Consider the following 13,700-nt stretch of genomic DNA (forward strand, 5'->3'; position numbering starts at 1 on the left):
TGGCTTTTTGTTTTTTCGCCACGCCTGATGATTAAAAAAATTTTCCTGGAAAGTGATATCGAAGTCTCTGATGAACAATTACTTGAAATGCTGGATTTAGACGGTAAGACCTGGGCCTCGTTAGATGAAAAACGTGTTCAAAGGCAGCTTGAATCCTATCCAATTGTTCGTGAGGCTCGAGTTTCCCGGGTGTTTCCAGATGGACTCCGTGTTTATATTTTCCGCCGTCAACCTCTCGCCGTAGCTTTTTTCGGCGACAGTTCAGTTTCACTTATAGCTGTATTTGATGAAGAAGGATATGTAATCCAGGCGAACAGAAAAATCAATGATATCGATCTTCCTGTACTCTCAGGAACTGCTCAACCCACACTCGGCTCTCAACTTCCAGAGTCGGTGCGACAAGTTTTATCAAACCTTTCGAAATTGAAATCTGATGAACCTAAACTTTTTGCTCTGATATCAGAAATTGAATTCATACCGCATGGCGAAGAAGGCTATGATTTAAAAATGTATATGAATCACATACCAATACCCGCGCTCCTCGACATAAATTTGAGCCCCCAGTCGGTACGCCGGGCGCTTATCGTGATTGAAGTTCTTGAACTGACAAGTTCCGAACCTATTGAAGCTGTAGATACCCGTGGTAAGCATGTCGTATATCATCCCTCAGGAGAGCATGGTGGATAGTGAGGTGGTAATTGCCGGTTTGGATATTGGTACTAACAGCATCCGGGTGCTAGTTGCTGAATACGGTTCTGACGGCAAGCTTTTAGTCTCCGGGTGGGGTCAAAGTCGCTCGCAAGGAACTCACAGGGGAGTTGTGGTGAACATAGAAGCTGCCAGGGAAGCAATTTCGACAGCGATTGAAGCAGCAGAGCAGGAGGCAGGCAGAACGGTAACCGAACTTTTAGTTGCCCTGGGTGGATCTTCGATTAGCAGTCTAAATTCCCGAGGCGTTGTCGCCGTTTCTGGTAAGAATCGTGAGATAAGTGTAGCAGATGTTGAGCGTGTACTTGAGGCGGCGCGAGCGGTGGTAATACCAATGGACCGCGATATCCTACATATTCTGCCGCAGGAATATATCATTGACGATCAACGGGGAGTGCGAAATCCGATTGATATGATTGGAATAAGGCTTGAGGCTGAAGTTCACATTGTCACAGCTTCTGTTTCAGTGATGAAGAACATCGAAAAAGCGATGGAACGTTCAGACTACAAAGCTCAAGAAATAGTTCTAGGAACCCTGGCCACCGCCCGCGCTTCGCTAAGTGATGAGGAAAAGGAAATGGGTGTGCTCCTAATGGATATTGGAACTTCATCTACGGATTTTATTTCTGTTTGTGGGGGAGCTCCCAGAGTTACAGGATCTGTTCCATTTGGTGGAACGCAGGCCACCTCCGATCTTTCAGTTGTTCTTAAGATACCAATGGAATGGGCAGAACGAATTAAGTGTGAATTAGGATGCTGCTGGGAAACTTTGATCAGGGAAGAGGAAAACGCGATTGTTCCAGGCATTGGGGGTCGGAAGGCGATTAGCGTTTCGGCAAGTGAAATTTGCCGCATCCTCAAACCGCGAGTAACTGAGATTTTGATGATGATAAAACGTGGAATAGAGAAATCGACCAACATGATAGATATCAATACAGGCATAGTACTTGCCGGCGGTGGAGCCTTACTGCCTGGAATTACAGATCTGGCGGAAAGTGTATTCGGACAACCTGCGAGGGTTGCAAATCCGAGGTCTTCCATCTCGTGGCCTAATCCCTGTCGCAATACTAAATGGAGCAAAGCGGCCGGATTGATTTTGCTTGGAGATGCAATTGCTGATAAGAATATGGACAAAGTAAGAGAAGCCCAAGAAACAGAAATCGCTAATCCGCTGAGGGGATTGCTCAAGTGGCTGGGTGAATTTTTTTAGAAAGGTTATTAAACAAAGCTCTGGGAGGTAAAAATGGATTTGGAAATCATGGATGAACGGGTTGCGGGAAAAACCGTAATCAAGGTTATTGGTTGCGGCGGTGGTGGTAGCAATGCCGTTGCTCGCATGATACAGGTAGGAGTTCAGGGAGTGGACTTTGTTGCCGCGAACACCGATCTACAAGCTCTGGAAACTTCGTTGGCTGCGATCAAAGTGCCGTTTGGACGCCAGATTACCTGCGGGCTTGGCGCTGGCGGCAAGCCTGAGATTGGTGAGCAGGCGGCGGAGGAAGATAAGGAGATGATACAGAGCGTCTTGAAAGGTGCTGATATGGTGTTCATAACTGCGGGTATGGGTGGTGGGACTGGCACCGGATCCGCACCGGTTATCGCCAGGATTGCAAAGGAACTTGGATGCCTGACCGTAGCGGTAGTTACTCGACCTTTCAGATTTGAGAAGCAACGCAAGATGGAACTAGCTGAGGCCGGAATTGAGAAATTGCGTAAACACGTTGATACTCTCATCACTATACCGAACGAAAACCTACTGAAGCTTGTCGACAAACGAACGCCAATACGTGATGCCTTTCTGAAGGCGGATGACGTTCTACGCATGGGAGTTCAGGGCATTTCAGATTTAATAACCAAGCCAGGGGAAATAAATATCGATTTTGCAGATGTTAGGACTGTGATGGAGGGACAAGGAGATTCACTAATGGGGATAGGAGAGGGCTGGGGCGACAATCGGGCAGTTGATGCGGCAACTATGGCCATTGAGAACCCGCTACTGGAAGATGTAAACATCGAAGGGGCCAACGGATTGCTGGTCAATGTTACCGGCGGCCCCGATTTTTCCTTGTTTGAATACAATGAAATCATGGATATCATTTCGTCCCGTGTCGATTCCAACGCAACTGTGATTGCCGGGCAGGATTCGGATGAGAAGCTGGGCGATCATGTCAGAGTTACGGTGATTGCAACAGGATTTGGTGGTTCCATCGATCAAACCTCTAAGAAATCACCACTGTCGTTGGATGCGAAAAGCGATGTCTTATCATACAGTGTTTGGAAGGGCTTGACTGAGGGTCGTGGACTTGCCGCTTCGGCGCCGCCCTCCGTGGAACAGTACAGAACGGAGACTTCTCCCGCGGCCCATTCAAATACCCTAGATGGTCTACTGGATGAGGCAGATCTTCTAATTCCAACCGTTCTGAGGGAGAAACGTTTTGGCGGCGGGCGTTAAATTAGACTGGGACAAACTGATGGCAGAGTATGAGGCATATCTCAGGCACAATCTTAGGGTTGCAGAGTCAACAAATGCCACCTATGTTGCAGAAGCGAGGAGATTCGGACGCTGGCTTGAGCTGACTGTTTTGGATCCGCGCCGCCTCGGTGCGACAGATATCGAATCCTACGTAGCCGGGAGGAGTTCCTCAAAATCGCTTACCGCGCGGACGATATCACGTGTTTTCAGCTCCCTTCGCTCCCTTTTTTGCTTCTTGAAAAACGTTGGAGTGCGCTCAGACGATCCCTCTTTAAATGCGGAACGCCCGAAGGTGGGAAGAAAACTGCCGAGGGTTTTTGAACTAAGCGAGATTGAAAAGATTCTCGACAATATCGAAATTGACACACCTCTTGGTACTCGGGATAGAACTCTTTTTGAACTCATTTATTCCTGCGGCCTGAGGGTAAGTGAAGCAGTCGAATTGGAGTTATCCCAGCTGCATTTGAAAGAAGGACTCATTCGCGCTCGTGGGAAGGGTGATAAGGAACGTTTAATACCCCTTGGTGATGAAGCGCTTCGTTGGCTGCAGCGTTATCTCAGTGAGGCTAGACCTCTTCTTTTAAAGGCCTCATCGAAACTGAATAAAGTTTTTTTGAACAATAGAGGGAGAGGACTTAGTCGTAAAGGAATGTGGAAACGTTTCAAAAGTATAGCGCAACGCGCTCAGGTGAGCGGGAAAATCCATACCCTCCGGCATTCCTTTGCTACTCACTTGCTTCGTGGAGGTGCGGATTTGAGGAGTGTGCAAGAGCTGCTCGGTCATGCCGATATCAGCACTACTCAGATTTACACTCATCTAAACAGGGATGATCTTAGCCATGCGCACAAAGAATTTCATCCAAGAGGTTAAGAGCGATGAACAATTCAACCCAGCCTTCAATTCCATCACGGCCCCCTGGCAGTTTCATTTCAAGCATTTTCGCCATAGTTGGGGGAAATTTTCTGTGCATGCAGCGGCGGTTTGGTTCTGGAATGCAAAGAGTTGCTCCTGTTCTATGCTTATTCTCGCTGTTGCTTGCATCGTGCAAGTTGATTCAGACCAGGAATGAGTTGGCAAACCGGATGGGTGCTGAAGAGGGTCAGGCCGGAAACAGGGAACGAATTTCGGAACTGAAATCGGATATAAGAAGGGCTGAAAGTCAAGTCGAAAAGACAATCGAATCCGTCCGCGAAAAAGGTACTTACTGGCGACTTCTGGGATTGAAATACATGGATTATGGGATGTGGGGCGAAGCCGCGGCGGCCTTCGATGAAGTAGTAAAAATTTATCCGGAGCATGCCTTTCCATTGTATAATCGCGCGTTGAGCTTAGGTCAATTATCCCTGTCAGCAGATACTCAGGAACAGAGAATGGCCTACCTTTTAAGAGCGGAACAAGGCTATAGACGGGCAATATCGATTGATCCCAGATTTACCCCTGCAATGTACGCTCTTGCCGTCTTGCTGGTATTCGAATTCGATAATATGTTGGAAGCGCGGAATCTGTTGGAGAACTACCTCGAGATAGAACGCAGTGATATCAATGCTCGTTTTTTACTTGCACAGGTTCATATCGAGTTTGGCGACGATAAAGAGGCCTTAAGTCTTTACGGGGAAATAAGGGAAATCGCCAAGAATGAGGACGATATCAACAAGGCAGACGAGCTTTATCGCCTAGTTGAGAGGGGTGACTATGAGCTTTAATCCCCTTCTGCTTCTGGCGATTAATCAGTTGCCTGGCACCAATGGCTGGTTGAAGCGTCGTGTATGGAAGGTGTGCAGAGATGAAGCCGATTTGAATTTGGCCACGCAAGAATACAAGTATCTCCGATCTTCCAGAGCAATTAGCCCCATCCCACCTGCCCAAACTCTGTTGAAAAGTGCGGAAATAGTGTATGCGCGGTTAAGACGCTATCAAATCGCTTATCGAATACTTGGCGAAGCAAATTATCCAGTGGCCCTTGCATTAATAGTCGACCCGCCATTGCTCTTATTTCATCGAGGGACTCCAAATTTCGATTACAATCCCGCAGTCGCAATAGTTGGCACAAGGCGGCCATCTCCTACCGCACAACGGCAAGCGTATCAGTTTGGGTTGGAATTTGCTCTTGCATCATATCCTGTGGTGTCGGGTCTGGCCATTGGCATCGATAAATCTGTGCATGAGGGAACACTGGCGGGTCGGGGAATCACATGGGCAGTATTGGCCTGTGGACTGGACAGGCCGAGCCCGATGTCAAATCGGAAACTCGCCAAAGCGATTCTGGATAGAGGTGGAGCCCTTTTGGGTGAGATCACACCGGGTAACTATCCTGCCAAATATGCGTTTCATCGGCGCAATCGAATACTGAGCGGTTTGGCCAGGGGCTGCATTGTTGTACAAGCTCCGAAAAAATCAGGCGCCCTGATAACAGCCAATTTTGCTCTAGACCAGAGTAGGGATCTTTATGTCAGCTCGGCCGGACTTGAGGGAAGTATTTCCGAGGGTACGAAAAACCTTGAGCTGCAAGGTGCGCCAATAGTCAATCATTCGTCTGATGTATTAAATGATTGGGGGCGAACTTCAAACGGGGAAGTAATAGAAATGATTGAAGGTCCTCGGGGGCCAGTTGAATTATCACGCATGATGCGGTTGGAGCTAGACGGACGCATTTTTCGGCACATGGGAGGTTGGTTTGAATACTCGGACACACGATTGGCTTGAACACTTGCAAAATGTTCTCCACCTTTCGGAAGCTACCATTCGTTCGTACAGGACAGATTTGGCAGCTTGGCAAGACTTCCTTTCCGAATTCAATCTTTCTGAAGAAGATGTGAGTTCGACAGAGGCCCGGATATTCATGTCCCGCATGAGTCGTATGGCAGTTGCAACTGTTAACAGAAGGATATCAGCTCTCAAAAGTTATTATGGGTGGTGCCGGCGAAAATACCGATGGACGGTAAATCCATTTACGGATTCCAAAACTATTGGAAAAGGGCGTAAACTCCCCGGCTATCTTACCTATCAGGAAATTGAAAATTTTCTCGATTTGACTGGTGATGGATTTGTTGGGCTCAGAGACAGGGCGCTTTTTGAGCTGCTCTATTCCACTGGTTGCAGGGTTGGAGAAATCTGTTCTCTCAATGTTAGCGATGTATCTAACAGGCAGATTATAGTGGGCGGAAAAGGAAGGAAAGAAAGAATGGTTTTCGTTGGTGCAAAAGCCGCGACTGCCTTGGCGGGATATCTCCCCCATAGATTAGCGCATGCCGCTGATGACCCTGATAGTCAACATGCGTTGCTACTCAATCTGAGGGGGGAAAGGATTACAAGCAGAGGCGTATACTATCTTGTGCAACGCTATGCCGAGCTTGCGAATATAACCAAAAAAGTTACCCCTCATACGTTCCGACATAGTTTTGCGACTCATATAGTGGATGAAGGAGCTGATATTCGTACGGTTCAGGAATTGTTAGGACATGCCAGTTTGTCTACCACTCAAATATATACGCATACAGGAATAGAGCGGATTAAACAGGTTTATCGTCTATCTCATCCACACGCAAGGGATAAAACCGGAGGAACAGATGCCTGATATAAGGGGAACAACAATAGTTGCCATTCGAAGAAACGGACAGGTTGCCATGGCAGGAGATGGGCAGGTGACGCTGGGAGAGTCGGTGATTGTGAAAAGCTATGCGAAGAAGGTTCGCTGCCTGTATAACGGCAAGGTGCTAGTTGGATTTGCAGGCTCCGCCGCTGATGCCTTTACGCTCGAAGAACGTTTTGAGGGGAAACTGAAAAAATTTGCGGGTGATGTAACTCGATCTGCCGTTGAATTAGCCAAGGAATGGCGGTCAGATAGAGTACTTCGACGACTTGAGGCAATGCTCTTAGTGGCAGATAACAGCAGAACCCTTCTGATTAGCGGGAATGGCGATGTGATTGAACCCGATGAGGGTGCAGTAGCGATAGGTAGCGGAGGAAACTATGCCTTTGCGGCTGCGAAGGCATATCTTGACGGGTCCAATTTGGATGCAAAGACGATTGCCGAAAGATCGATTCAAATTGCTGCCGATATTTGTGTTTTTACTAATAACAATTTGTCATTGGAGATTTTAGGTGATGAGCAATCTTGATGGATTAACCCCACAGGAAATAGTTGACGCACTCGATGCTTACATTATTGGACAGAAAGCGGCGAAGAAAGCTGTGGCTATTGCCCTGCGCAATCGTCAGCGCCGTGCACGACTTGCAGAAGACATACGTGATGAGGTTGCGCCAAAGAATATTTTGATGATCGGACCCACTGGCGTGGGCAAAACGGAGATAGCCAGACGTCTGGCTAGGCTTGCTGATGCACCTTTCATAAAAGTTGAAGCTACTAAATTCACTGAGGTGGGATATGTTGGAAGGGATGTTGAATCCATGATTCGGGATTTAATGGCAAAGGGTGTAGCTATGGTAAAGGACAAAATGAGGTTTGATGTCGAGCAAGCTGCGAAGGCAGCCGCTGAAGAGGCACTTCTCGATGCCCTCGTTCCTGGTTCTTCGATGCCACCAGCTGAAGGGGCGAATAAGAAAACTTTGATAGAACCGAATCGTGGCGGGCATGCCCGTGAAACTCTGAGGAGGAAGCTGAAAGCTGGTGAATTGGATGAACGCATGATTGAAATCACTACACATGGTTCACGCCCACCCCACATCGAGGTGATATCGGGCGCTGGCATTGAGCAGGTGGGTTTTGACTTCAGCAGTCTTGGTTCAATTTTCCAGGGGCCGAGAAAATCCCGGAAGGTGAAAGTGGCTCGTGCGCGAGAGTTGCTGGAAGCGGAACAGCAGGAGAAGCTCATCGATACTGAAAGCGCAATCGATTTAGCAAGAGGGAAAGTTCAGAATAATGGAATAATATTCATTGACGAAATTGATAAGATTGCCACTGGGGGCGGCCATTCTTCCAGTGGTCCGGACGTTTCACGCGAAGGCGTTCAACGTGATATTTTGCCCATTGTGGAAGGATCTACCGTTAATACCAAGTACGGCATTATTGATACTTCCCACGTACTGTTTATTGCGGCCGGAGCTTTCAATCTCTCGAAGCCTTCGGATTTAATCCCTGAACTTCAAGGCAGATTCCCGCTCAGGGTTGAACTTGAATCTCTAAGCGCCGAGGATTTCAGAACCATACTCACCTCACCCAAAAATGCTCTTACAAAACAGTACATCGAGTTACTTGCCACCGAAGAAGTGGAGTTGATTTTTGAAGACGACGCGATTGAACGACTCTCTGATATCGCTGCGGAAGTTAATGGGCGTACCGAGAACATTGGCGCCAGACGCCTTCATACGGTGCTCGAACTCCTACTTGAAGATGTGTCTTTTAATGCACCTAAATTGGGCGGTCAGACAATACGCGTAACAACTAACTATGTGAATGAGCGGCTAAATGACATTGTCGACGACAGGGACCTTTCACGCTACATATTGTAGCTTCGCGGGATTAAGAGGAGGTGAAAAATATGCCGAGAATGTTTGTAGCGACATATAGATCGGTAAAAGTAGGGTGAATGAATACCAGCTTCGCTAAGACAATTGATATTCTCCAACGAAATATGGCTACTGCCAGCTTGCGCAGACAGGTTATAGCAAACAACATCGCAAACGCCGAAACTCCCGATTTCAAGCGTTCTTATGTGAATTTCGAAGCGGAATTGAGTCGAGCACTGGCCTCGGAAAAGCTTGATACTCCGATCGGAGTACTTACACATGAGCGACACATTCCTTTTAGTGAAACCATTGATTATCGAGATGTTCGTCCAAAACTAGTGTTGGATTATCTTACGGCGGCGAAGAACAATGGTAACAACGTAGATATCGAACGGGAACTGATGCAGGCCACCGAGAATCAGATGCTCTACGAGTTAATGAGCAACGCGGTTGGCTTTCAATTCGATCAAATCGATATTGTCCTTAGGTAGGAAGATATGGGCTTATTCACAACAATCAATACAGCCGCATCCGGGCTGACAGCGGAGCGACTCAGGCTTGATGTAATTGCGGACAACATTGCCAATGTGAATACGACTCGCACTGCTGAAGGCGGTCCTTATCGGCGTAGTCGAGTGGTGTTTCGACCGAGAACAAGGCAACCATATTGGAGGAGCCCCTTCTTGCCGGAAAGGCTGAAAGACAAGATTGGACTTGGCGTGCGGATCGCGTCGATTGAGAAGGATATGGATAGTGATTTATTGCTTAAATGGGATCCCACACATCCGGATGCGATTAAAACTGGACCAAAAACCGGCTATGTGGAACTCCCCAATGTCAACGTGGTTAGTGAGATGGTGGATATGATTTCCGCTTCCAGGGCTTATGAGGCAAATGTTGCGATTATGGATGGTTCGAAGAGTATGTTCCGAAGAGCCTTGGAAATTGGGAGGTAGTTATGGATTTGATTGACTCGAACAATGCGATGGGCAATGTGATTAATCTTACCCGAACCCACGCAAATCATCTGGATTCGGAGGGGCAAAAAAAGGTACTTGCGATGGAAACGGATCGTGAACGTTTCGTAAACTTGTTGGCAGCCAATATAGGACGGGTTTCCGACAGACAGCATGAAGCGGAAGAGCTTTTCAGAAGGATGATAACAAATCCTGATGAGGTTGAACCTCACGATGTAACTATCGCGATGGCTCAGGCCAACATGAGTTTGAATTTAACTAAGACCATTGTGGACCGCGCTGTGAAGGCATACAACGATATCACGACGATGAGATAGCAGATTCTTGACGACCACTTGGTTGTTCTAAACGAATTGGGGGGGTAAACGAATGTGGGAATGGCTCAAGAGCATTGGCAGAAGTGTGAGAACCTTCTGGAACCAGTGGTCAACAGTGAAGAAGCTAATACTGACAGGCATTATTGCAACGGTAATTGCTTCTTTTGTGATTTTGGTTGCATTCTCCGCAAAACCGACTCAGGTGATTATCTTCAATGCGGCGATTACTGACGAGTCGCTGGCGGATAGAATTTCAGCAGCCTTAGACATCGAAAATATCGCGCATAGCCGTGGAGCTGATGGCAGGTTTTATACGGCAGATGAAGAAACGGCGAAGCAGGCGAGATCTCTTCTGGTTAGAGAGGATTTGTTGCCTGGTCAGTTGGATCCGTGGAATTTTTTCACAAATATGGAACGCTGGACGCTTACCGATTTTGACAGGGATATCAATCTGCAGCGTGCCTTAAAAATCAATCTGGAGCAGCACATTAGCTCCCTAGATGATGTGGATTCAGCTAAGATTTCTCTGGTGATTCCCAAAGAACAGCTCTTTGTTGAGGATCAAAAATCTGTTACCGCGTCGGTTGTGATTCAGCAGAAGCCGGGGAGTGATATCAGTGAGAATCGAAGCAAAATTGAAGGCATTGTCAAGCTGATTCAGTTTGCTGTTGAGGGCTTATCTGCGGAGAACATCACTATTATGAATATCAATGGAGATGTTTTAAATGATTTTGAAGGTTTGGAGGATGTTGACAGGCTGACTCTCACGAGCCGAATGCTCCGGCAGAAGAAGATACTTGAGGCTCAGTACACAGCGGCAATTCTAGAATCTCTCTACAATGTTTTTACTCCGTCCAGGGTGGATATTGTGAATTTTGATATCGATTTGGATTTTGTGAAAAAAGAGATTTCAACTCAGGAACACTTCCCGGTTGTAATAACCGAAGACAACCCCAGCACTCCCTACAGCGAGAGGGAGGTCGTACCATCGATTGTGCGCAGTCGGGAGAATAATAAAGAAAGCTTTGAAGGCACCGGATTCAATCCCGAGGGTCCGCCTGGACAAGAGGGACAAACGCCACCGGCGTATCAGGATTTAACCAATCTTGTGGGGCGCTATGATTCTGATCGATCGATTGAGAATTATGAGATAAATGTACGGAATATCACCGAAGAACGATCCCCCTATGAGGTTAAGCGTATCAGCCTGGGCATGGTTATCGATGGAACGTGGGAGATTAAATTTGATGCTATGGGTGAACCTATCGTGAATCCGGGAGGTCTGCGAGAGCGTGTTTATAAGCCAGTTTCAGCGGAGGTATTGTCCCAGGCCCAGCAGGTGGTTGAGGGGGCGGTGGGGTACTCCAGGTTGCGAGGGGATGTTGTTACGGTTGAAAACATCCCGTTCGATCGAAGTGAACAGTTTAGGTTAGATGATGAGGCATGGCTGAGGAAACAAGCAATTCAACAATATGTAATATGGGGCGCCATTGTTTTGGGTGCGTTTGTTGCAATCTTCATCATCGCAAGAATTGTTGGTTATTACGTAACGAGACGACGCAGAGAACGGGAAGAGGAGCTTGCACGAGAGCATCAGGAGATGCGTGAAGCGGCTCTGAGGGATGCTGAAGAGGATGGGATTGATGTCGAAATGTCTATTCAGGAGAGATCGAGAATTGAGATGCAGGAGAACGCCAAGATTGTGGCGAGAGAGCATCCGGAGGACGTAGCGCAGTTGATTCGAACCTGGTTGACGGAGGAATAGTATGGCAAAAATGAGTCCGACTCCCAGAGGTGACACGGCCGGGAGTCACAGTTCCAAGGATTCCAAGGATGTGCGGTACAAAGAGGAGCTAAGCGGCAAACAGAAGGCTGCGATTTTCCTGGTTACCCTGGGTTCCGATATATCCGCTGAGATATTCAAACATCTGGGGGAAGATGAAATAGAAACCATCACCTGGGAAATCGCCCGTCTGGAAAAAATTGAGGCCTCCGAGCGAGATATGGTGCTACAGGAATTTCAAGAATTGATGATGGCCCAGGATTTTATTACAACGGGCGGAATCGATTATGCGCAGGAACTCCTGGAGAAATCATTGGGGCATAAGAAAGCGATGGATATCATCAACCGCCTGACGAATGCATTGAAAACCCGGCCTTTTGATTTCATAAGACGAACCGATCCAACGAACCTACTCAATTTAATCCAGCAGGAGCATCCCCAAACCATTGCCCTAATCCTGGCGTATCTGGAACCAGCGAGAGCCTCTGTGATTCTGGCTCAACTTCCGCAGGAGAAGCAGTCGGATGTCGCCAAGAGGATTGCGACTATGGACCGAACCAGTCCGGAAATACTTAGGGAGGTGGAGAGAGTACTTGATAAGAAGCTTTCTTCGGTGTCCCAAGAGGATTATACGACAGCAGGAGGTGTGGGAAGCATCGTCGATATTCTGAACCTTGTGGACAGATCGACTGAAAAAGCCATTATCGAAACTTTGGAGGAAGAAGATCCGGAACTTGCGGAGGAAATAAAAAAGAGGATGTTCGTGTTTGAAGATATTGTCATGCTCGATGATAGAGCGATTCAACGCGTGGTAAGAGAGGTTGATGCAAACGAGCTGGCAAAGGCGCTTAAGTCTGTCGATTCCGAGGTGCAAGATAAGATTTTCCGCAATGTTTCAAAGCGAGCGGCAGCCTTGTTGAAAGAGGATATGGACTATATGGGACCTACCAGGCGCAAGGACGTCGAGGAATCACAACAAAAAATTGTGTCGATTATCCGCAAACTTGAAGAGCAGGGGGACATAGTGATTGCTCGCGCGGGTGAAGAGGACATTCTGATCTAGGAAACGCTTATGGCAAAAAACGTTTTTCAACCAGTTGAGATAGTAGATTTGACTGCTCAGAAAGTAAAAGTGGCCGCTCCGGTGTTTGTTGCGGATGAGGTTGAGGAATTGGATGTGTATGAGGGCCCAAGCACCGAAGATTTGCGCAAAGAAGCTCAAGACTTTCGAATCTCCTGGGAGGTGGAGAAATCGAAATTGATCCAGGAGGCGCATGATGAGGCTGAAGCTATAAGAGAAGAAGCAAGGAAAAAAGCTTCCGAGGAGGTGAAATCTAAAATTGACTCGGCCATTGAGGACAAGCAGATTGCAGAGGATGAGGCGAAGCAAATCAAGAATAATGCCCTGGCGGAGGCAGAGAGAATTCGTAATCAGGCTACAGAAGAGGAAAACAAAGTTTTCGATGAGGCACGCAATTTGGGTTTCAAGGAAGGTCATGAGGATGGATGGAAAGATGGACGCGCAGAAGTCAGTCGCCTGATCGAACGCCTGCACAAAATTTTGGACGCGGCTATCGGGAAGAGACAGGAAATAATAGAGCAAACAGAAACCCAGCTTATTGATTTGGTTTTGTTGATTACCCGCAAGGTTGTCAAAGCTATCAGTGAAAATCAAAGCAATGTGGTGATTAACAATGTCATTCAGGCTCTCACCAAGCTCAAGAGCAGAGGAGATATTGCTATCAGGGTAAATTTGGCTGATTTGGATCTTGCCACCGAACATGTGAGAGATTTCATGAAGATGGCTGAGAACGTTAAATCGGTTACTGTTTTGGAAGACTCATCGGTTGACAAAGGAGGCGCAATTATTGAAACGGACTTTGGTCAGATTGATGCCCGAATATTCAGTCAATTAAGGGAGATTGAAGAGAAAATCCTTGAATTGGTTCCAATTCGAGATACAAGGGCCCTGTGA

The 13,700-nt window shown here is 47.3% G+C and carries 15 protein-coding genes; all 15 read left to right on the forward strand.

The annotated features are described in order from the left end of the window. Positions 1-687, forward strand: a 687-nt coding sequence (locus tag S1OALGB6SA_RS01530; protein ID WP_124032327.1) for a cell division protein FtsQ/DivIB, incomplete at its 5' end; no start/stop codon positions are given. Further along, positions 677-1,918: a cell division protein FtsA gene (gene ftsA, locus S1OALGB6SA_RS01535; RefSeq protein WP_037562830.1), complete on the forward strand. Its 1,242-nt coding sequence runs from the start codon at positions 677-679 to the stop codon at positions 1,916-1,918. The genes S1OALGB6SA_RS01530 and ftsA, both read left to right, overlap by 11 nt. Positions 1,919-1,951: 33 nt before the next feature. Then, positions 1,952-3,160: a cell division protein FtsZ gene (gene ftsZ / locus S1OALGB6SA_RS01540; RefSeq protein WP_124032329.1), complete on the forward strand. Its 1,209-nt coding sequence runs from the start codon at positions 1,952-1,954 to the stop codon at positions 3,158-3,160. Beyond that, complete coding sequence (locus S1OALGB6SA_RS01545) at positions 3,144-4,052, forward strand: tyrosine recombinase (protein WP_230204356.1); 909 nt, start codon at positions 3,144-3,146, stop codon at positions 4,050-4,052. The genes ftsZ and S1OALGB6SA_RS01545 overlap by 17 nt, the downstream gene beginning before the upstream one ends. Before the next feature lie 212 nt (positions 4,053-4,264). Beyond that, a complete protein-coding gene (locus tag S1OALGB6SA_RS01550) occupies positions 4,265-4,885 on the forward strand; it encodes a tetratricopeptide repeat protein (RefSeq protein WP_037562831.1) in 621 nt (206 codons plus the stop codon). Next, positions 4,875-5,885 (forward strand): DNA-processing protein DprA, encoded by a 1,011-nt coding sequence (gene dprA, locus S1OALGB6SA_RS01555; RefSeq protein ID WP_052080116.1) that lies wholly within the window; start codon positions 4,875-4,877, stop codon positions 5,883-5,885. The genes S1OALGB6SA_RS01550 and dprA overlap by 11 nt, the downstream gene beginning before the upstream one ends. Further along, positions 5,857-6,756, forward strand: a complete 900-nt coding sequence (locus tag S1OALGB6SA_RS01560) for a tyrosine-type recombinase/integrase (protein ID WP_037562832.1) — start codon at positions 5,857-5,859, stop codon at positions 6,754-6,756. The genes dprA and S1OALGB6SA_RS01560 overlap by 29 nt, the downstream gene beginning before the upstream one ends. Next, complete coding sequence (gene hslV, locus S1OALGB6SA_RS01565; protein WP_037562833.1) at positions 6,749-7,300, forward strand: ATP-dependent protease subunit HslV; 552 nt, start codon at positions 6,749-6,751, stop codon at positions 7,298-7,300. The genes S1OALGB6SA_RS01560 and hslV overlap by 8 nt, the downstream gene beginning before the upstream one ends. After that, complete coding sequence (hslU, locus tag S1OALGB6SA_RS01570) at positions 7,287-8,651, forward strand: ATP-dependent protease ATPase subunit HslU (RefSeq protein ID WP_037562834.1); 1,365 nt, start codon at positions 7,287-7,289, stop codon at positions 8,649-8,651. Before hslV ends, hslU begins: the two co-directional genes overlap by 14 nt. 77 nt (positions 8,652-8,728) lie before the next feature. Then, a complete protein-coding gene (flgB, locus tag S1OALGB6SA_RS01575) occupies positions 8,729-9,139 on the forward strand; it encodes a flagellar basal body rod protein FlgB (RefSeq protein ID WP_124032330.1) in 411 nt (136 codons plus the stop codon). Between the two features lie 6 nt (positions 9,140-9,145). Further along, positions 9,146-9,604 (forward strand): flagellar basal body rod protein FlgC, encoded by a 459-nt coding sequence (flgC, locus tag S1OALGB6SA_RS01580; RefSeq protein WP_124032331.1) that lies wholly within the window; start codon positions 9,146-9,148, stop codon positions 9,602-9,604. A gap of 2 nt (positions 9,605-9,606) precedes the next feature. Continuing rightward, on the forward strand, positions 9,607-9,942 hold the full coding sequence (fliE, locus tag S1OALGB6SA_RS01585; RefSeq protein ID WP_124032332.1) for a flagellar hook-basal body complex protein FliE: 336 nt from the start codon (positions 9,607-9,609) through the stop codon (positions 9,940-9,942). A gap of 52 nt (positions 9,943-9,994) precedes the next feature. Beyond that, positions 9,995-11,707, forward strand: coding sequence for a flagellar basal-body MS-ring/collar protein FliF (gene fliF, locus S1OALGB6SA_RS01590; protein ID WP_124032333.1), 1,713 nt, complete (start codon positions 9,995-9,997; stop codon positions 11,705-11,707). Position 11,708: 1 nt separating this feature from the next. Next, the gene (gene fliG, locus S1OALGB6SA_RS01595) at positions 11,709-12,788 is read left to right on the forward strand and encodes a flagellar motor switch protein FliG (protein WP_371686024.1); all 1,080 of its coding nucleotides are present in this window, start codon (positions 11,709-11,711) and stop codon (positions 12,786-12,788) included. 9 nt (positions 12,789-12,797) lie between these two features. Then, positions 12,798-13,700: a flagellar assembly protein FliH gene (gene fliH, locus S1OALGB6SA_RS01600; protein ID WP_124032334.1), complete on the forward strand. Its 903-nt coding sequence runs from the start codon at positions 12,798-12,800 to the stop codon at positions 13,698-13,700.

This window comes from Olavius algarvensis spirochete endosymbiont (assembly GCA_900608495.1).
Taxonomy (GTDB): domain Bacteria; phylum Spirochaetota; class Spirochaetia; order DSM-2461; family DSM-2461; genus UBA2779.

What these genes read in the sequence shown, in the direction of transcription:
- ftsA (WP_037562830.1), top strand. Translation starts at nt 677, where the DNA reads ATGGTGGATAGTGAGGTGGTAATTGCCGGTTTGGATATTGGTACTAAC.
- ftsZ (WP_124032329.1), top strand. Translation starts at nt 1,952, where the DNA reads ATGGATTTGGAAATCATGGATGAACGGGTTGCGGGAAAAACCGTAATC.
- S1OALGB6SA_RS01550 (WP_037562831.1), top strand. Translation starts at nt 4,265, where the DNA reads ATGGGTGCTGAAGAGGGTCAGGCCGGAAACAGGGAACGAATTTCGGAA.
- dprA (WP_052080116.1), top strand. Translation starts at nt 4,875, where the DNA reads ATGAGCTTTAATCCCCTTCTGCTTCTGGCGATTAATCAGTTGCCTGGC.
- hslV (WP_037562833.1), top strand. Translation starts at nt 6,749, where the DNA reads ATGCCTGATATAAGGGGAACAACAATAGTTGCCATTCGAAGAAACGGA.
- hslU (WP_037562834.1), top strand. Translation starts at nt 7,287, where the DNA reads ATGAGCAATCTTGATGGATTAACCCCACAGGAAATAGTTGACGCACTC.
- flgB (WP_124032330.1), top strand. Translation starts at nt 8,729, where the DNA reads ATGAATACCAGCTTCGCTAAGACAATTGATATTCTCCAACGAAATATG.
- flgC (WP_124032331.1), top strand. Translation starts at nt 9,146, where the DNA reads ATGGGCTTATTCACAACAATCAATACAGCCGCATCCGGGCTGACAGCG.
- fliE (WP_124032332.1), top strand. Translation starts at nt 9,607, where the DNA reads ATGGATTTGATTGACTCGAACAATGCGATGGGCAATGTGATTAATCTT.
- fliF (WP_124032333.1), top strand. Translation starts at nt 9,995, where the DNA reads ATGTGGGAATGGCTCAAGAGCATTGGCAGAAGTGTGAGAACCTTCTGG.
- fliG (WP_371686024.1), top strand. Translation starts at nt 11,709, where the DNA reads ATGGCAAAAATGAGTCCGACTCCCAGAGGTGACACGGCCGGGAGTCAC.
- fliH (WP_124032334.1), top strand. Translation starts at nt 12,798, where the DNA reads ATGGCAAAAAACGTTTTTCAACCAGTTGAGATAGTAGATTTGACTGCT.